The organism is Streptomyces sp. NPDC058000 (genome assembly GCF_042886435.1).
Taxonomy (GTDB): Bacteria; Actinomycetota; Actinomycetes; order Streptomycetales; family Streptomycetaceae; genus Streptomyces.
Map to the genome: position 1 here is coordinate 260,723 of NZ_JBHVQS010000004.1, position 16,940 is coordinate 277,662.

Sequence of the window (16,940 nt, forward strand, 5' to 3'; positions counted from 1 at the left end):
CATGAACTACACCGAGTTCGCGACCGGGGAACCGGTCGCCGACACCAAGGCCCCGACCGGCCCGATCGCCGAACGCTGGGACACCCGCCGCTTCGAGGCCAAGCTGGTCAACCCGGCCAACCGCCGCAAGCACACGGTCATCGTCGTCGGCACCGGCCTGGCCGGCGGCTCGGCCGGCGCCACCCTCGCCGAACAGGGCTACCACGTCGTCCAGTTCTGCTACCAGGACTCGCCGCGCCGGGCCCACTCCATCGCCGCGCAGGGCGGTATCAACGCCGCGAAGAACTACCGCAACGACGGCGACTCCATCCACCGCCTCTTCTACGACACCGTCAAGGGCGGCGACTTCCGCGCCCGCGAGTCCAACGTCCACCGGCTCGCCCAGATATCCGTCGAGATCATCGACCAGTGCGTCGCCCAGGGCGTCCCCTTCGCCCGCGAGTACGGCGGCCTCCTCGACACCCGTTCGTTCGGCGGCGTCCAGGTGTCCCGCACCTTCTACGCCCGCGGCCAGACGGGCCAGCAGCTCCTGCTCGGCGCCTACCAGGCGCTGTCCCGGCAGATCGCGGCCGGCAACGTCGAGATGCACCCGCGCACCGAAATGCTCGACCTGATCGTCGTCGACGGCCGGGCCCGCGGCATCGTCGCCCGCGACCTGATCACCGGGAAGATCTCCAGCTACTTCGCGGACGCGGTGGTCCTCGCCTCCGGCGGCTACGGCAACGTCTTCTACCTGTCGACGAACGCCATGAACTCCAACGCCACCGCGGTGTGGCGCGCCCACCGGCGCGGCGCCCACTTCGCCAACCCCTGCTTCACCCAGATCCACCCGACCTGCATCCCGCGCACCGGCGACCACCAGTCCAAGCTCACGCTGATGAGCGAGTCGCTGCGCAACGACGGCCGGATCTGGGTGCCGAAGGCGAAGGGAGACACCCGGCCGCCGAACGAGATCCCCGAGGACGAACGCGACTACTACCTGGAGCGCATCTACCCGTCCTTCGGCAACCTCGTGCCGCGCGATATCGCCTCCCGGGCCGCGAAGAACGTCTGCGACGAGGGCCGCGGCGTCGGCCCCGGCGGCCAGGGCGTGTACCTGGACTTCGCGGACGCCATCGCGCGGATGGGCCGCGAGGCCGTCGAGGCCAAGTACGGCAACCTCTTCGACATGTACCAGCGGATCACCGACGAGGATCCGTACCGGGTGCCGATGCGGATCTACCCCGCGGTGCACTACACCATGGGCGGCCTGTGGGTCGACTACGACCTCCAGACCACCGTCCCGGGCCTGTTCGCGATCGGCGAGGCGAACTTCTCCGACCACGGCGCCAACCGCCTGGGCGCCAGCGCGCTGATGCAGGGCCTGGCCGACGGCTACTTCGTCCTCCCCTCGACCATCAACGACTACCTGGCGCGCAACCCGGACCAGAACACCATCACCCCCGACCACCCGGTGGTCCAGGAGGCGCTGGCCGAGACCGAGGACCGGCTGAACCTGCTGCTCGCCGTCGATGGCGACCGCACCCCCGACTCCTTCCACCGCGAGATCGGTGAACTCATGTGGGAGTACTGCGGTATGGCCCGCACCGAGGAGGGCCTGCGCAAGGCCCTGGACCGGCTGCCGCAGATCCGCGAGGAGTTCTGGCGGCGCATCAAGGTGCCCGGCACGGGCGAAGAGTTCAACCAGTCGCTGGAGAAGGCCAACCGCGTCGTCGACTACCTGGAGCTCGCCGAGCTGATGTGCCTCGACGCACTGCACCGCAGCGAGTCCTGCGGCGGCCACTTCCGCGCGGAGTCGCAGACCCCCGACGGCGAGGCCGCCCGCCGGGACGACGCGTTCTCCTACGCCGCCGCCTGGGAGTTCACCGGCACCGGCGCGGCCCCCACCCTGCACAAGGAAGACCTGGTCTTCGAGTACGTCCACCCCACCCAGCGGAGCTACGCATGACTGCCGCCTCCCGGGGGGCGACCCCCGTACCCCCGATGTCCCTCACCCTGCGCGTCTGGCGCCAGAAGAACGCCGACGCACCGGGCACCATGTCCACCTACGAGGTGGACGGCATCTCCTCGGACATGTCGTTCCTGGAGATGCTCGACACCCTCAACGAGGAACTCATCCTCAAGGGCGAGGACCCGGTCGCCTTCGACCACGACTGCCGCGAGGGCATCTGCGGGGCCTGCTCGCTCGTCATCAACGGTGACGCGCACGGCCCTGAGCGGACCACCACGTGCCAGCTCCACATGCGGTCCTTCAAGGACGGCGACACCATCGACATCGAGCCGTGGCGGGCCTCGGCCTTCCCGGTCGTGAAGGACCTCGTCGTCGACCGCTCGGCCTTCGACCGGATCATCCAGGCCGGCGGCTACATCACCGCGCCGACCGGCGCCGCCCCCGAGGCGCACGCCACGCCGGTGCCGAAGCCGGACGCCGACTTCGCCTTCGAGCACGCCGAGTGCATCGGCTGCGGCGCCTGCGTCGCCGCCTGCCCCAACGGCGCGGCGATGCTCTTCACCTCCGCGAAGGTCAACCACCTCAACGTGCTGCCGCAGGGCGCCCCGGAGCGCGAGTCCCGGGTGCTCGACATGGTGGCCCAGATGGACGAGGAGGGCTTCGGCGGCTGCACCCACGCCGGCGAATGCGCCACCGCCTGCCCCAAGGGCATCCCGCTGTTCAGCATCACGAAGATGAACCGGGAGTTCGTCCGGGCGGTGCGCAAGGGGCGCTGAGCCGGCGACCACCGGAACCCGACGAGGCCCCCTCCGCAGGACGCGGAGGGGGCCTCGTGCCGTACGGGCGCCGGGCCCGCCGGTCACCGCACCGGGTGGCCGGCGTCCCGCAGCGCGTCCTTGACCTGGCCGATGCGCAGGTCACCGAAGTGGAAGACGGAGGCGGCCAGGACGGCGTCGGCGCCGGCCGCCACCGCGGGGGCGAAGTCGGCGAGCTTGCCGGCCCCGCCGGAGGCGATGACCGGGACGCTGACGTGCCGGCGGACCGCCTCGATCATCGCCACGTCGTAGCCGTCCTTGGTGCCGTCGGCGTCCATGGAGTTCAGCAGGATCTCCCCGGCACCCAGCTCCGCGGCGCGGTGCGCCCACTCCACGGCGTCGATCCCGGCCGACCGGCGGCCGCCGTGAGTGGTGACCTCGAAGGACCCCGACGCGGTGCGGCGGGCGTCGACGGAGAGCACCAGCACCTGGCTGCCGAAGCGCTCGGCGATCTCCCGGATCAGCTCCGGGCGGGCGATCGCCGCGGTGTTGACCCCGACCTTGTCGGCGCCGGCCCGCAGCAGCTTGTCGACGTCCTGTGCGGTGCGCACCCCGCCGCCGACGGTCAGCGGGATGAAGACCTGCTCGGCGGTGCGGCGGACCACGTCGTAGGTGGTCTCGCGGTTGCCGGAGGACGCGGTGATGTCGAGGAAGGTCAGCTCGTCGGCGCCCTCCTCGCCGTAGACCTTCGCCATCTCTACCGGGTCCCCGGCGTCGCGGAGGTTCTGGAAGTTGACGCCCTTGACGACGCGGCCGTTGTCGACGTCCAGGCAGGGAATGACGCGGACCGCCAGGGTCATGTCGTTCAGCCCTCTCGTTCGGTTTCCGGGGACAGGTCCCGGAACGCTTCTAGTTCTACTTCCACCAGGACGCGGGAGTCGACGAACCCGGAGACCACGACCAGGGTCGTGGCCGGCGGCGCGGCTTCGAACAGTTCGCGGTGGGCACGGGCGGCGGCGTCCGCGTCGCGCAGGTGGGTCAGGTACATCCGGGTGCGTACCACGTCGGCGGCGCCCAGCCCGAAGGGTTTGAGCGCCGTCAGCGCGTTCCCGAAGGAGACCTTGGTCTGGACGTACGGGTCGCCCTCGCCCTGGAGGACACCGCCGACCAGCGGCATGGTGCCGGAGACCAGGACCCGGTCGCCGGCGGCCACCGCACGCGCGAAGCCAATGGTCTCTTCCCAGGGACTGTCGGTCCGTACGCGCTCGATGCTCATCACGCCGCCTCCCTTGTGGCCGGTTGCGGCACCCGCGGCTACGACACCGCCGCCAGTGCCTCTTCGAGGGTGAACGCCTTCGCGTAGAGCGCCTTGCCGACGATGGAGCCCTCGACACCCTCCGGCACCAGCGCGGCGATCGCCCGCAGGTCGTCGAGGGAGGAGACGCCGCCGGAGGCGACGACCGGGCGGTCGGTGGCCGCGCAGACGTTCTTCAGCAGTTCCAGGTTGGGGCCCTGGAGCGTGCCGTCCTTGTTGATGTCGGTGACGACGTAGCGGGCGCAGCCCTCGGAGTCCAGGCGGGCCAGCGTCTCGTAGAGGTCGCCGCCGTCCCGGGTCCAGCCGCGGCCGCGCAGGGTGGTGCCGCGGACGTCCAGGCCGACCGCGATCTGCTCGCCGTGCTCGGCGATGATCTTGGCGACCCACTCCGGGTTCTCCAGCGCCGCGGTGCCGATGTTGACCCGGGTGCAGCCGGTGGCCAGGGCGGCCGCCAGCGAGTCGTCGTCGCGGATCCCGCCGGACAGTTCGACCTTGATGTCCATGGAGCGGGCGACCTCGGCGATCTGCGCGCGGTTGTCGCCGGTGCCGAAGGCGGCGTCCAGGTCGACCAGGTGCAGCCACTCGGCGCCGGCCCGCTGCCAGGCCAGGGCGGCCTGGAGCGGGTCGCCGTAGGAGGTCTCCGAGCCGGACTCGCCGTGCACCAGGCGGACGGCCTGGCCGTCGCGGACGTCGACGGCGGGCAGCAGTTCAAGCTTCTTCACAGCGTTCACAGTGTTTCGATCCAGTTGGTCAGGAGCTGGGCACCGGCGTCGCCGGACTTCTCGGGGTGGAACTGGGTGGCCCACAGCGCGCCGTTCTCGACCGCGGCCACGAACGGCTCGCCGTGCGTGGCCCAGGTGATCTTCGGGGCGGCGAGGTGTTCGTTGCCGACCTCCAACTCCCAGTCGTGGACCGCGTAGGAGTGCACGAAGTAGTAGCGGGCGTCGGCGGGCATCCCGGCGAAGAGCTGGGAGTCCTCGGCGGCGCGGACGGTGTTCCAGCCCATGTGCGGGACCACCTCGGCCTTGAGCGGCCCGACCGTGCCGGGCCACTCCTCCAGACCGGAGGTCTCCGCACCGTGCTCGATGCCGCGGCCGAAGAGGATCTGCATGCCGACGCAGATGCCCATCACCGGGCGGCCACCGGACAGCCGGCGGCCGATGAGCCAGTCGCCGCGGGCCTCCTTCAGACCGCGCATGCACGCGGCGAACGCGCCGACGCCGGGCACCAGCAGCCCGTCGGCGTTCATCGCGGTGTCGTAGTCGCGGGTGATCTCCACGTCCGCGCCGACGTGCGCCAGGGCGCGCTCGGCGGACCGGACGTTGCCGAAGCCGTAGTCGAAGACGACGACCTTCTTGGCGGTCTTTCGCGAGGACTGCTGCCCCGGGGACTGCCGCGCGGCGCTCAATTCCATACCTCCAGTCGCATCACACCCGCCACCAGGCACATCGCCGAGGCGATGGCCATCAGGGTGATCACGGACTTGGGGATCTTCTGCTTCCAGAACGAGTAGACGCCGCCGAGCAGGAAGAGTCCCACCAGGATGAAGACGGTGGACAGACCGTTCATCAGAGGGCGCCCTTCGTGGAAGGCAGGATGCCGGCCGCCCGCGAGTCGCGCTCGCTGGCGTAGCGCAGGGCCCGGGCGAGCGCCTTGAACTGGCACTCCACGATGTGGTGGGCGTTGCGCCCGTACGGCACATGGACGTGCAGGGCGATCTGGGCCTGGGCGACGAACGACTCCAGGATGTGCCGGGTCATCGTGGTGTCGTAGCTGCCGATCATCGGCGCCATGTTCTCCGGCTCGGTGTGCACCAGGTACGGGCGGCCGGAGAGGTCGACGGTCACCTGGGCCAGCGACTCGTCCAGCGGGACGGTGCAGTTGCCGAAGCGGTAGATGCCGACCTTGTCGCCGAGCGCCTGCTTGAAGGCGGCGCCCAGCGCGAGGGCGGTGTCCTCGATCGTGTGGTGGGTGTCGATGTGCAGATCGCCGTCGGTCTTGACCTTGAGGTCGAAGAGGCCGTGCCGGCCGAGCTGATCGAGCATGTGGTCGTAGAAGCCGACGCCGGTCGAGACGTCGACCTGGCCGGTACCGTCGAGGTCGATCTCGACCAGCACCGTGGTCTCCTTGGTGGTGCGCTCTATGCGCCCCACGCGGGCGGTCGCCCCGCTCATCGCTTGTTCTCCTTCAGGCTGCGTTCTTTGCGCACCGCGCGCACCGCGTCGAGGAACGCGTCGTTCTCGGCCGGGGTGCCGGCGGTGACCCGCAGCCAGCCCGGTACACCGTTGTCGCGGACCAGCACGCCGTGGTCGAGGATCGCCTGCCAGGTGGCGTGCGCGTCGTCGAAGAGGCCGAACTGGACGAAGTTGGCGTCCGAGGCGACGACCTGGCAGCCGATCGCGCGCAGTTCGGTCACCAGGCGGTCGCGCTCCTCCTTGAGCTGTGCCACGTACTTCAGGAGCGTATCGGTGTGCTCCAGAGCGGCGAGCGCGGTGGCCTGGGTGACGGACGAGAGGTGGTAGGGCAGCCGGACCAGCTGCACCGCGTCGACCACGGCCTGGTCGGCGGCGAGGTAGCCCAGGCGGAGCCCGGCGGCGCCGAACGCCTTGGACATGGTCCGGGACAGCACGAGGTTCGGCCGGCCCTCGATCAGCGGCAGCAGCGAGGGGTGGTGGCTGAACTCGCCGTACGCCTCGTCGACCACGACCAGTGCCCCGGCGGTGTCGGACTTGGCGGCCTGCGCCGCCTCGTACAGCGCGAGGACGGTGTCGGCCTCGACGGCGGTGCCGGTGGGGTTGTTCGGCGAGCAGACGAAGACCACGTCGGGCCGCTGCTCGGCGATGACCGCCTTCGCCGCCTCGACGTCGATGGTGAAGTCGTCGTTGCGCGGGCCGGAGATCCAGCCGGTGCCGGTGCCGCGCGAGATCAGCGCGTGCATGGAGTACGACGGCTCGAAGCCGAGGGCGGTGCGGCCGGGGCCGCCGAAGGTCTGGAGCAGCTGCTGGATGACCTCGTTGGAGCCGTTGGCGGCCCAGACCTGGCCGGCGGTGACCGCGTGGCCGGCGGTGCGGGTGAGGTAGGCGGCCAGCGCGGTGCGCAGCTCGACCGCGTCCCGGTCGGGGTAGCGGTTGAGCTGGCGGGCGGCCTCGGTGACCCGCTCGGCGATCCGCTGCACCAGCGGTTCGGGGAGCGGGTAGGGGTTCTCGTTGGTGTTGAGGCGCACCGGAACGTCCAGCTGCGGCGCGCCGTAGGGGGACTTGCCGCGCAGTTCGTCCCGGATGGGGAGCTCGTCCATTCGGGACGCGGGGGTGTTCTTGCTCATCTGCCTGCTCACTTGCTCTGCGGAACCGTCCAGTCGAACCTCGCCTTGACCGCCGCGCCGTGGGCCGGGAGGTCCTCGGCCTCGGCGAGGGTCACCACATGGTGGGCGACCTCGGCCAGCGCCTCCCGCGAGTAGTCCACGACGTGGATGCCGCGCAGGAACGACTGGACGGACAGGCCGGAGGAGTGGCAGGCGCAACCGCCGGTGGGCAGGACGTGATTGGAGCCGGCGCAGTAGTCGCCGAGGGAGACCGGGGCGTAGGCGCCGACGAAGATCGCGCCGGCGTTGCGCACCCGGGCGGCGACCGCGGTGGCGTCCGCGGTCTGGATCTCCAGGTGCTCGGCGCCGTAGGCGTCCACCACCGCAAGGCCCTCGTCGAGGCCCTCGACCAGGACGATCGCGGACTGCCGGCCGGACAGGGCCGGCACGATGCGGTCCTCGACGTGCTTGGTGGCCTCGATCTGGGGGGCCAGTTCCTTCTCGGTGCGGTCGGCCAACTCCTCGGAGTCGGTGACCAGGACCGCTGCCGCCATCGGGTCGTGCTCGGCCTGGCTGATCAGGTCGGCGGCGACGTGCACCGGGTCGGCGGTGCGGTCGGCGAGGATCGCGATCTCGGTGGGCCCGGCCTCGGAGTCGATGCCGATCCGGCCCTTGAGGAGGCGCTTGGCGGCGGCGACGTAGATGTTGCCGGGGCCGGTGACCAGGTTGGTCGGGGCGCACTCGTCGGTGCCGTACGCGAACATCGCGACGGCCTGGGCGCCGCCCGCGGCGTAGACCTCGTCGACGCCGAGCAGGGCGCAGGCGGCGAGGATGGTCGGGTGCGGCAGCCCGCCGAAGTCCACCTGCGGCGGGGAGGCGACGGCCAGCGAGCCGACGCCGGCCTCCTGGGCGGGGACCACGTTCATGACGACGGAGGACGGGTAGACCGACCGGCCGCCGGGGACGTAGAGGCCGACCCGCTCGACCGGTACCCAGCGCTCGGTGACCGTGCCGCCGGGCACGACCTTGGTGGTGACGTCGGTGCGGCGCTGCTCGCGGTGGACGAGCCGGGCGCGCCGGATGGACTCCTCCAGGGCGGCGCGGACCTTCGGGTCCAGCGCGTCGAGGGCCTCGGTGAGGGCCTCGACCGGGACCCGGACCCGCTCGATCTCGACACCGTCGAACCGCCGCGCGTAATCGATCAGCGCCGCGGTGCCGCGATGGCGTACGTCCTCGCAGATGGGCCGCACCGTCTCCAGGGCGGCTTCCACGTCGAACTCGGCACGGGGCAGCAGGTCACGCAGCGCGGCGCCCTCGGGGAGGGCGGCACCACGCAGATCGATTCGGGAGATCACTCCCCCAGTGTCTCAGACCCGCCGTCGGGCCCGAGCGGCCGTATCACTCAGTGATACGCAGTGACACACGGGCCGTGCGGACGTCGGGACGGTCCGCGAAGTTGACCGGAGTTGGCCCTGACCACGCGTGTTCAACCAGTCACCGGGCGGGCAAGGGGTCGGTGCGGGCACACGGGGACGACCGCGGGGCGGGCGGAAGAGCGCCCGCCGGGATGCATCCGAACAGGTATCGCGACCGGATACCGGCCCGGCCGGGGGCACTCGCCACGACCACCGGGCACCGCCCCGGCCGGGCGAACGCCGCGCGACCGCACCGCACGGCGACCACGGGACGACGAGCAACGACCACCGGACACGGCCTGCCGGCCGGCACCGCGAGAGCAAGGGGGAGCCAACAGTGACCGGAGCCAGGGACGGCGACGCACCCGCCGACCTGCGACTGACGTCCGCGGAATGGAGCATGTGGCAGGCGTTCCGCAACGGCAGCGCCTGCAACCTGCACACCGGCGAGCCGTCCCGGGACGACCCGCACGGGCAGCACCTGTGGGGCCCGGAGCGCCGGGTCCGGGCCCGGGTGGTGGCCCTGCTGCTGCTCGACGGGCCGGCACCGCAGCCCGGCCGGGTGTCCGGGCTGAAACTGACCGGGGCGTACATCACGGACACTCTCGACCTTGCGGGCGGCACGATCAAGCCATTCGTGGAGCTGCGGGACTGCCGCTTCGAGGCCGAGGTGCTGCTGCCGGAGAGCCGGTTCACCACCCTGCGGATGGTGAACTGCACCCTGCCGCGGCTGGAGGCGGCCCGGCTGCACACCGAGGGCGACCTCCACCTGCCGCGCTGCGTGGTGCACTCCGGGATACGCCTGACCGACGCGCACATCGGCACCGATCTGATGCTCAACCAGGTGGTGGTGCACAAGGACCGGCAGGGCCGCTCGATCATGGCCGACGGACTGACCGTCGCCCAGGACCTCCAGGCCGAGATGCTGGAGTCCTACGGCGAGCTGTCGCTGCGCGGCGCCACCGTCGGGGTGTCGCTGAGCCTGCGCGGCAGCCACCTGAGCAATCCGTTCGGCCGCCGGGCACTGAACGCCCCCCAGCTGACCGTCGAACGGACCCTCTACCTCACCGCCGCGGGCCTGGCCAACTCCCCGTTCTCCAGCGGCGCCACGCCCCCGTACGGGATCACCCACACCCCGGCCCGCGGCACCCGGATGCAGCGCTTCGAGTGCGAGGGCGGGGTGCGGCTGGACGACGGGCGGTTCGGGGACGCGGTGGACCTGGAGCACGCCCGGTTCATCATGGAGTCCGACCAGGAGCTGTCGCTGCGCCGGATCCAGACGCCGGAGCTGCGGTTCCTGGGCGAGCGCCCGCAGCGCGGCCGGGTGATCCTCTCCGGCGCCCGGGTCGTCAACCTCGTCGACAAGTCGGCGAGCTGGCCGGGGCTGGGCGGGCTGATGATGGCCGGCTTCTCCTACGAGACGCTGATCCCGCGCGGCCACTTCCCGCTGGCACTGCGGCTCCAGTGGGTGGCCGCGGCGACCCCGGAGTACGCGCCCGAGCCGTACGAGATGCTGGCCGCCTCGCTGCGCGCCATGGGCGAGGACGCGGACGCCCGGGAGGTGCTGCTGGCCAAGCAGCGGCGGCGGCGCGAGACCCTGCCGCTGGCGGCGAAGGCGTGGGGCTTCCTCCAGGACTGGACGGTCGCCTACGGCTACCGTCCGGGGCGGGCCGCGGTGTGGATGGCGATCCTGTGGGCGATCGGCACGGCGTACTTCTCCTCCAACCCGCCACCGCCCCTCAAGCACGACGAGGCGCCGACCTGGAACCCGTACCTCTACTCGCTGGACCTGCTGCTGCCGGTGATAGACCTCTATCAGGGCAACGCCTGGAAGCCGGGGGGTGCCGCCCAGTGGGTGGCGGCCGTGATGATCATGACGGGCTGGGTGCTGGCGACGACAATCGCGGCCGGCGCGTCCCGCTTGCTGCGGCGGGCCTAGGGCCTCCCAGTGGGTCGGGATCGGACCCGGCGCTGACCCACCGGACAGGTCCCAGCCGGGTGCGGGTGGTGGTCCGCGCGAGCACAGGCTCTAGGCTTACCGACTGTGTCCTCCGTGCGTCTGCCGCTGTTCCCGCTCAACTCGGTGCTGTTCCCGGGTCTGGTGCTGCCGCTGAACGTCTTCGAGGCGCGCTACCGGGCGATGATGGCCGATCTGCTGGAACGGCCCGAGGACGACCGCCGCTTCGCGGTGGTCGCCATCCGGGACGGCCGGGAGGTCGCCCCCACCGCGCCGGGGCTGCCGGACGCCACCGCGCCGGCCGCCACCGGACCGGCCGCGGGCTTCGGCGACGATCCGTTCCGGGCCTTCCACACCGTCGGCTGCGTCGCGGACGCGGCGACCGTCCGGGAGAAGTCGGGCGGCGGCTACGAGGTCCTGGCCACCGGCACCACCCGCTTCCGGCTGCTGTCGGTGGACGCCTCCGGGCCGTACCTGACCGGGGAGCTGGCGCCCCTGGCGGAGGACCACGGAGAGGGCGCGGGCGCGCTGGCGTCCGGTGTGGTGCGGGCCTTCCGCACCTACCAGAAGCGGCTGGCCTGGGCGAACGAGCGGACCCTCGCCACCGGCCAGGAGCTGCCCGCCGACCCGTCGGTGCTGTCGTACCTGGTCGCCGCGGCGGCGGTGCTGGACGTGCCAGCCAAGCAGGAGTTGCTGGCGGCGCCGGACACCGCGGACCGGCTGCGGCAGGAGCTGAAACTGCTTCGCCAGGAGTCGGCGGTGATCGGTAAGCTCCCGTCGCTGCCGGCCGTGGAGCTGACCCGGCAGCCGACCAGTCCCAACTGACGCACGGGCACCACGAGATTCCGGTCCCGGGGCCGGAAGACTCCGCGTTCGAACGAGGCGAGGCACGGTGGCGAAGAAGCCGAAGCAGGGGAAGAAGGGCGCGGCACAGTCCGGCGGTACGCCCGCGACGGTGGCGCTGACCGCGGCCGGCGTCCCGTTCACGGTGCACGCGTACGACCACGACCCGGCGGCCGCTTCGTACGGCGAGGAGGCCGCCGAGGCACTCGGGGTCTCCCCCGACCAGGTGTTCAAGACGCTGCTGGCGGACGTGGACGGCACGCTCACGGTGGCCGTGGTGCCGGTCTCCGGCTCGCTGGACCTGAAGGCGCTGGCCGCCGCGGTGGGCGGCAAGCGGGCCGCGATGGCCGACCCGGCGGCGGCCGAGCGCAGCACCGGCTACGTGCTCGGCGGGATCTCACCGCTGGGGCAGCGCAAGCGGCTGCGGACGGTGCTGGACGCCTCGGCGGAGGGCCGGTCGACGGTCTGCGTCTCGGCGGGCCGGCGCGGCCTGGAGGTCGAACTCTCGCCCGCCGACCTGATCGCGCTGACCGGCGCACGGTTCGCGCCGATCGCGCGGGGCTGAGCCCGGCCGGCGCCGCCACGCGCCCCCCGCTGCCGCCGCCCGCACCGCTCCGGGACTTCCCGCGCACGCCTGCCCTCGGTTACGACCGGGGGAGGAGGTACGCCCATGTCGAAGAGGACCCGTAAGCGGAAATGGCGCGTCCGGAAGGGCCGGGCCAACCACGGTCGCCGGCCGTCCTGAGGAACGGCCGGCACAACGGTCAGTCGACCGGCGGCTGGTGGTGTCCGGACCAGTCCGGCACCACCGGCCCGTCCAGCTCCGGGTCGCGCGGCCCGAACAGCCCGGTCAGCGCGATCTGGGTGAGCATCCCGGCGATCGGCCAGGCCAACAGGGCGCCCTTGGCCTGAAGCCGCAGCGGACCGTCGAAGACGACACCGGCGCCGACCTGCTTGGCGTGCGCGACCACGTCCGGGGTGGGTCCCAGCCACATACCGGTCAGCCAGCCCAGCACGGCGCCCAGCAGCCCGCCCAGGGCCAGCGACACCACCAGCGGAATGCCGCCGCGCCGCCGGACGAGGAAGACCACCGCCGCGGTGACCACGCCGAAGCCGAGCGCCAGCAGGACGAAGGTGCCGTCGGCACCGATCGCCTCCTCGCCCTCGGTGTTCTTGAGGTAGACGTTGTGGGTGTCCGCGATCAGCGGAACGCGCGGCGCCAGCCAGGCCCACAGCACGCCCAGCAACACCCCGCTCACCGCGACCGCCAGGGCGATCAGCACGCCGTCCCGCAGCTCGCGGGCGAATTCGGGGCCGCCGTCGGGTTCGGCGGTGTCACCGGTGACACCGGTGTCACCGGTGACACCGCCGCCCTCGACAGGGGCGGCCTGCGGCCGGTGCGGTTCTTCGGGCGGTTGGTTCTCGTGGGGCGTCTGCGCTGCGGTCACCTGGTCATCGTGCCAGGCCGGCGCCGCGGCGCCGGCAGCAGGACACCCGTTGCATCCCTTGGGGTCGGCGGCGGCGCTCACCGGACCGCCGCCCGGCGGTACGCCCAGGTCGCCACGGCCAGCGAGAGCACCCCGACGGCCGCGCAGATGCCCAGGTCGGCGGCGACCGCCAGCCAGTCGGGATGCGGGGCGAAGGTACGCGCCAGCGCCTCCACCCCGTAGGTCGAGGGCAGCAGATCGCGGGCCCAGCCGATCGGCTCGGGCATCCGATCGGCCGGCAGCACCCCCAGCAGCAGCGCCGCCGACATGCCCAACTGGCCGCCCAGGGTGGCCAGTTCCTGGCGCGGGGCGAGCAGTCCGAGGGCCGCGCCGAGCCCGGACAGCGCCGCCCCGGAGAGCGGGACCACCGCCACCAGCACCCACAGGTGGGCCATCGGCAGGTGGAAGAGCAGACAGCCGGTGATCGCGGTGGCCACCGCGCCGGGCACCGTGAAGGAGGCGTACGCGGCGGCCGCGCCGAGCACCACGGCGGCCGGCGGCACCGGCAGCGTCGCGTAGTGGTCCAGGCCGCCGCCGGCCCGCAGCTGGCCGAAGTACTGGGCCAGCAGGTTCAGCGCGACGAAGGCGACGACCAGCACCGCGGAGCCGGAGACCACCGACTGCGCCGGGTCGCCGCCGCTGACCACCCCGCGCAGCAGGACCATGATCCCGACGGACTGGAAGGTGGCGACGAACAGCAGCGGAATCCGGGCGACCCGGGCCCGGGAGAGCTGGGCGCGGTAGACGGCGGCGAGCGCGGGCAGCAGCCGGGCCCGGGGCGCGAGCGGAGCGGCCCCACCGGCCCCAGCGTCCTCCAGTCGTGCTCCGGAACCCGTCGCCACCTGCGCGGACACCGCACTCACGCCGTCACCCAGCTTTCCTCGACACGCCGTCGGTCCGTACTCCCGGTCAGGCTTCTCCCCCGGCCGCCGGCCGCGGGCAGCCCCGCGCTCCGCTCGCTCACGCCTTCATCAGCCCTTCCGCGCGCCCGCCCAGGGAGACGTAGACGTCCTCCAGGCTCGGCGTGGCCAGCGTGAAGTCGTCCAGGGCCGCGAAGGCCGGCCCGGCGGTGACCGCGGTGACCGCGGAGCGGGCCCGGTCGGCGGGGAGCCGCAGGGTCCAGCGACGGCCGGAGGTACGGGCGTCGGCGGCGAGCGCGGCGACCTCGGGGACGTCGAGCGGGGGCCGGTCCCGCCAGACCAGCTCCAGCCGGACCTCCTCCCCCACCAGTTCCTTCAGCCGGCCGGGCGTGTCACAGGCGATCACCCGCCCCTGGTCGATCACCGCGACCCGGTCGAGCACACTCTCGGCCTCCAGCACGTTATGGGTGACCAGGACGACGGTGGCGCCCCGCTCGGCGCGGCGGCGGTCCACCGCGGCCCAGACGGCGCGCCGGGCCACCGGGTCCATGCCGGTGGTCGGCTCGTCCAGCACCAGCAGCGGGCGCTCGCCGATCAGCACGGTGGCGAAGCAGGCCAGTCGACGCTGGCCGCCGGAGAGCTTCTTCAGCGCCCGGCCGGCGATCGGGCCCAGGCCCAGCTCGTCGAGGACGGCGTCGCGTTCGGCGCGGGCGGTGCGGGTGTCCAGGCCGCGCAGCCGGCCGGTGGTCTCCACGGCGAGGGAGACGGTCAGCTCGTCCAGCGCGGTCGACTCCTGGCCCAGGTAGCCCAGCAGCCGGGCGGCCCGCTCGGGGTGCCGCACCAGGTCGTGGCCGAGGACGACGATGCGGCCGGAGTCCGGCCGCAGCAGTCCGGTCAGCTGGCGGACCAGGGTGGACTTGCCGGCACCGTTCGGGCCGAGCAGCCCGAAGATCTCGCCGCGCCGGACGTCGAGGCTGATGCCGTCGCTGGCGCGTACCGCCGGCGCCCGGTCCGTCCCGCGCCGCCCGCGCAGCGCGGGATAGGTCTTGACCAGGTCCTGCACCACGCACACCGGCGCGCCGCGCTCCACCTGTTTTGCGCCCGTCTTCACGAGCTACGAGGGTACGCGGCCCCGGGCGGCCGCCGGCCCGGGGGGCTCCGCAGGGCCCGGCGCGTACAGCCGGCGCACAGCTCCCTCCCCGGCGGTCAGTCGGCCGACGGGGTGTGTTCGGCGGCGGTGCGGAGGTCGACCTCGCGCCAGAAGCCGGCCCGGATGGCGTACCGGTCGTGCTCGTCGATCTGGTCGTCCTTATGGGCGAGCAGGCCGAAGCGGGCGGCGTAGCGGAGCAGTTCCCCGTCGATGCGGTGCGGGATGCGGGGGTACTCCGTCGAGATCTGCTGGAGGTGGGTGGAGTCGGAGAGCCGCTCGGTCCAGCGGCGGGCGAAGACCTGGCCGACCTCGAACGGGTCGCCGCTGACCGCCGTGATGTCCTCCTCGCGGTCGGCCCAGCGCTGTTCGGCGCTGGTGAGCTGGGCGAGGGTGGGCAGCGAGGCGGTCTCGGCGGGCTCGCCGAGCGGGCCGCCGCGCTCGATCCACCCCTTGTCGGAGGACCAGCGGAGGGTGGCGGCGGGCTGGCTGCCGTTGGGCGTGGAGCTCTGCGCGGCGGGCGGGCGGCCGAGGCCGGCGAGGTCCTTGGGGGTGGGGACGCCGCGGGAGCCGCCGGAGCCGGTCTCGCCGGACGGTTCGCCGCGGTCGACGGTGGGGGCGGGGCGGGCGGTGCCGTTGGTGCCGGTGCGCCCGTCGGGGTCCGCGCCGGCCGCGGCGGCCGCGGCGGCGACCGCGGTCTCCGGGAGCGGGGCGGAGAGGATCGCGGCGATCTCGGGGCGGGGGGCCGGCGGCGGGGCGCAGGGGCCGCCCAGTTCCTTGGCGCGGACCGCGCGGGTGATCCAGGTCCGGTCCAGCACCCGCCGCTCGTCGGCCTCGGCGACCAGGTCCTCGGACTGGTTGTAGTCGCCGTCGGCGGCCTGGACGGCCCAGAGGTGGACGGCGACGCCGTGTTCCTTGGCGGACATCAGGCCGGGCAGCAGATCGCCGTCGCCGGTGACCAGCACGATGTCGGAGCAGGCGCGGTTACGGGCGAGTTCGGTCAGCTCGGCGTGCATGGCGGCGTCCACGCCCTTCTGCGCCCAGCGCCCGTCGCTGCGGGTCAGGGCGCCCAGCCGGACGGTGACCCGGGGCATCACCCGCAGCCGGCGGTGCTCGGGCTGCGGGACGCGGTCGGGGGCGCCGTCGAACCAGTAGATGCGCAGCAGCGGTCGTTCGGTGTCGGCCTCGGCGCGCTGGCGCAGCCCTTGGATGAGGGCGGCGTGGTCGACGGTGATCCGGGAACGGGCGGGTTCTCCGGCGAGCAGGCTCGCGGCGGCACCGAGCAGATACCCGGCGTCCACCAGGACGACGCAGCGGTCCACGTTCCACCCTCTTCCCTGAGGTGCTGAAGCCCGGTCGCCCCCCGGCTCGGCCCGTGGCACGAGTGCTCTTCGGCTTCCTTCGAGTCTGCCCGACCGAACGGGGGTTAACTGCACGAACTCGATCTTCGGCGTGGCGGATTCGGCCCCGGCCGTCCACACGGCGGGTAACTGGCGTTATCACCCAGGGTAATTGCCCGAAATGCAGTGATGTGCCCGGCATGTAAGGCTGATTCCGGCCGATCCAAAGATCCCCCTCAGGAGGCACGATCATGGCCAAGAACAAGAAGGACCGGAAGCAGCCCAAGACGAGCGAGGCCGAGCGCGGCCAGCAGCAGTCCGAGAAGGCGACCCTCGACGCGATCTCGCACTCGCAGGCCCCGGGCACCCCGGCGGACGTCGCGCGCAAGCACCAGCGCCGCTTCGGCCACAACTGAACACCCCGGCGAGGCCGCCCGGCAGTGCCCCCAACTGAACCGTGCCGCCGATGACTTGAGGGGCGGGCGCCCCCCGGGCGGGGGCGCCCCCCCCGTCCACCGGGGCCGGGGGGGGGGCGCGCGCCCCCCGCCGGGCGCGCAGCCCGGCCCGCC

18 protein-coding genes are annotated in these 16,940 nt (G+C 72.8%); 6 read left to right on the plus strand and 12 right to left on the minus strand.

Annotation, left to right across the window (positions count from 1 at the left end; genetic code table 11):
* Position 1: 1 nt before the first annotated feature.
* A complete protein-coding gene (locus ACFVT2_RS07275) occupies positions 2-1,948 on the plus strand; it encodes a fumarate reductase/succinate dehydrogenase flavoprotein subunit (protein ID WP_390013171.1) in 1,947 nt (648 codons plus the stop codon).
* Between the two features lie 35 nt (positions 1,949-1,983).
* Positions 1,984-2,727 carry a succinate dehydrogenase/fumarate reductase iron-sulfur subunit gene (locus ACFVT2_RS07280; protein ID WP_390013223.1) on the plus strand — a complete coding sequence of 248 codons (744 nt, stop codon included), beginning with the start codon at positions 1,984-1,986 and terminating at the stop codon, positions 2,725-2,727.
* A gap of 83 nt (positions 2,728-2,810) precedes the next feature.
* Here the strand turns inward: ACFVT2_RS07280 and hisF are convergent, their stop codons facing one another.
* The 8 genes from hisF to hisD are packed head-to-tail and all read right to left on the minus strand — an operon-like array spanning position 2,811 to position 8,677.
* Entirely contained in the window at positions 2,811-3,566 is a 756-nt protein-coding gene (gene hisF, locus ACFVT2_RS07285; RefSeq protein ID WP_390013173.1) for an imidazole glycerol phosphate synthase subunit HisF, read from the minus strand.
* A 5-nt stretch (positions 3,567-3,571) separates the two neighbouring features.
* Positions 3,572-3,982: a Rid family hydrolase gene (locus tag ACFVT2_RS07290; RefSeq protein ID WP_390013175.1), complete on the minus strand. Its 411-nt coding sequence runs from the start codon at positions 3,980-3,982 to the stop codon at positions 3,572-3,574.
* 38 nt (positions 3,983-4,020) lie between these two features.
* Positions 4,021-4,743: a bifunctional 1-(5-phosphoribosyl)-5-((5-phosphoribosylamino)methylideneamino)imidazole-4-carboxamide isomerase/phosphoribosylanthranilate isomerase PriA gene (gene priA / locus ACFVT2_RS07295; RefSeq protein WP_390013177.1), complete on the minus strand. Its 723-nt coding sequence runs from the start codon at positions 4,741-4,743 to the stop codon at positions 4,021-4,023.
* A gap of 5 nt (positions 4,744-4,748) precedes the next feature.
* Entirely contained in the window at positions 4,749-5,435 is a 687-nt protein-coding gene (gene hisH, locus ACFVT2_RS07300) for an imidazole glycerol phosphate synthase subunit HisH (RefSeq protein WP_390013179.1), read from the minus strand.
* The gene (locus ACFVT2_RS07305) at positions 5,426-5,590 is read right to left on the minus strand and encodes a hypothetical protein (RefSeq protein WP_018536734.1); all 165 of its coding nucleotides are present in this window, start codon (positions 5,588-5,590) and stop codon (positions 5,426-5,428) included. Before ACFVT2_RS07305 ends, hisH begins: the two co-directional genes overlap by 10 nt.
* The gene (gene hisB, locus ACFVT2_RS07310; protein WP_390013181.1) at positions 5,590-6,195 is read right to left on the minus strand and encodes an imidazoleglycerol-phosphate dehydratase HisB; all 606 of its coding nucleotides are present in this window, start codon (positions 6,193-6,195) and stop codon (positions 5,590-5,592) included. The genes ACFVT2_RS07305 and hisB overlap by 1 nt, the downstream gene beginning before the upstream one ends.
* Complete coding sequence (locus ACFVT2_RS07315; protein WP_390013183.1) at positions 6,192-7,343, minus strand: histidinol-phosphate transaminase; 1,152 nt, start codon at positions 7,341-7,343, stop codon at positions 6,192-6,194. The genes hisB and ACFVT2_RS07315 overlap by 4 nt, the downstream gene beginning before the upstream one ends.
* Positions 7,344-7,351: 8 nt before the next feature.
* Positions 7,352-8,677, minus strand: a complete 1,326-nt coding sequence (hisD, locus tag ACFVT2_RS07320; RefSeq protein ID WP_390013185.1) for a histidinol dehydrogenase — start codon at positions 8,675-8,677, stop codon at positions 7,352-7,354.
* A 397-nt stretch (positions 8,678-9,074) separates the two neighbouring features.
* On the opposite strand from hisD, the gene ACFVT2_RS07325 reads away from it, so the two are divergent.
* The 3 genes from ACFVT2_RS07325 (at position 9,075) to ybaK (ending at position 12,102) form a co-directional block, all read left to right on the plus strand.
* Positions 9,075-10,676: an oxidoreductase gene (locus ACFVT2_RS07325; RefSeq protein ID WP_390013187.1), complete on the plus strand. Its 1,602-nt coding sequence runs from the start codon at positions 9,075-9,077 to the stop codon at positions 10,674-10,676.
* Positions 10,677-10,781: 105 nt separating this feature from the next.
* Positions 10,782-11,519 (plus strand): LON peptidase substrate-binding domain-containing protein, encoded by a 738-nt coding sequence (locus tag ACFVT2_RS07330; protein ID WP_390013189.1) that lies wholly within the window; start codon positions 10,782-10,784, stop codon positions 11,517-11,519.
* A gap of 67 nt (positions 11,520-11,586) precedes the next feature.
* On the plus strand, positions 11,587-12,102 hold the full coding sequence (gene ybaK / locus ACFVT2_RS07335) for a Cys-tRNA(Pro) deacylase (RefSeq protein ID WP_390013191.1): 516 nt from the start codon (positions 11,587-11,589) through the stop codon (positions 12,100-12,102).
* Positions 12,103-12,301: 199 nt separating this feature from the next.
* On the opposite strand, the gene ACFVT2_RS07340 is transcribed toward ybaK, so the two are convergent.
* From ACFVT2_RS07340 to ACFVT2_RS07355, 4 genes are all read right to left on the minus strand, one after another.
* Positions 12,302-12,985: an ABC transporter permease gene (locus ACFVT2_RS07340; protein WP_390013193.1), complete on the minus strand. Its 684-nt coding sequence runs from the start codon at positions 12,983-12,985 to the stop codon at positions 12,302-12,304.
* Positions 12,986-13,062: 77 nt separating this feature from the next.
* Complete coding sequence (locus tag ACFVT2_RS07345; RefSeq protein ID WP_390013195.1) at positions 13,063-13,887, minus strand: ABC transporter permease; 825 nt, start codon at positions 13,885-13,887, stop codon at positions 13,063-13,065.
* A gap of 97 nt (positions 13,888-13,984) precedes the next feature.
* Entirely contained in the window at positions 13,985-14,974 is a 990-nt protein-coding gene (locus tag ACFVT2_RS07350; RefSeq protein WP_390013225.1) for an ABC transporter ATP-binding protein, read from the minus strand.
* A gap of 116 nt (positions 14,975-15,090) precedes the next feature.
* Entirely contained in the window at positions 15,091-16,353 is a 1,263-nt protein-coding gene (locus ACFVT2_RS07355; protein WP_390013197.1) for an NYN domain-containing protein, read from the minus strand.
* 269 nt (positions 16,354-16,622) lie between these two features.
* On the opposite strand from ACFVT2_RS07355, the gene ACFVT2_RS07360 reads away from it, so the two are divergent.
* On the plus strand, positions 16,623-16,787 hold the full coding sequence (locus ACFVT2_RS07360; protein ID WP_390013199.1) for a hypothetical protein: 165 nt from the start codon (positions 16,623-16,625) through the stop codon (positions 16,785-16,787).
* Positions 16,788-16,940: the final 153 nt, after the last annotated feature.

Excerpts from the sequence above, each read along its gene's own strand:
- ACFVT2_RS07305 (WP_018536734.1), bottom strand. The coding sequence starts at position 5,590 with ATGAACGGTCTGTCCACCGTCTTCATCCTGGTGGGACTCTTCCTGCTC.
- hisF (WP_390013173.1), bottom strand. The coding sequence starts at position 3,566 with ATGACCCTGGCGGTCCGCGTCATTCCCTGCCTGGACGTCGACAACGGC.
- ACFVT2_RS07315 (WP_390013183.1), bottom strand. The coding sequence starts at position 7,343 with ATGAGCAAGAACACCCCCGCGTCCCGAATGGACGAGCTCCCCATCCGG.
- ACFVT2_RS07275 (WP_390013171.1), top strand. The coding sequence starts at position 2 with ATGAACTACACCGAGTTCGCGACCGGGGAACCGGTCGCCGACACCAAG.
- hisH (WP_390013179.1), bottom strand. The coding sequence starts at position 5,435 with ATGGAATTGAGCGCCGCGCGGCAGTCCCCGGGGCAGCAGTCCTCGCGA.
- hisB (WP_390013181.1), bottom strand. The coding sequence starts at position 6,195 with ATGAGCGGGGCGACCGCCCGCGTGGGGCGCATAGAGCGCACCACCAAG.
- ACFVT2_RS07290 (WP_390013175.1), bottom strand. The coding sequence starts at position 3,982 with ATGAGCATCGAGCGCGTACGGACCGACAGTCCCTGGGAAGAGACCATT.
- ACFVT2_RS07280 (WP_390013223.1), top strand. The coding sequence starts at position 1,984 with ATGTCCCTCACCCTGCGCGTCTGGCGCCAGAAGAACGCCGACGCACCG.
- ACFVT2_RS07360 (WP_390013199.1), top strand. The coding sequence starts at position 16,623 with ATGGCCAAGAACAAGAAGGACCGGAAGCAGCCCAAGACGAGCGAGGCC.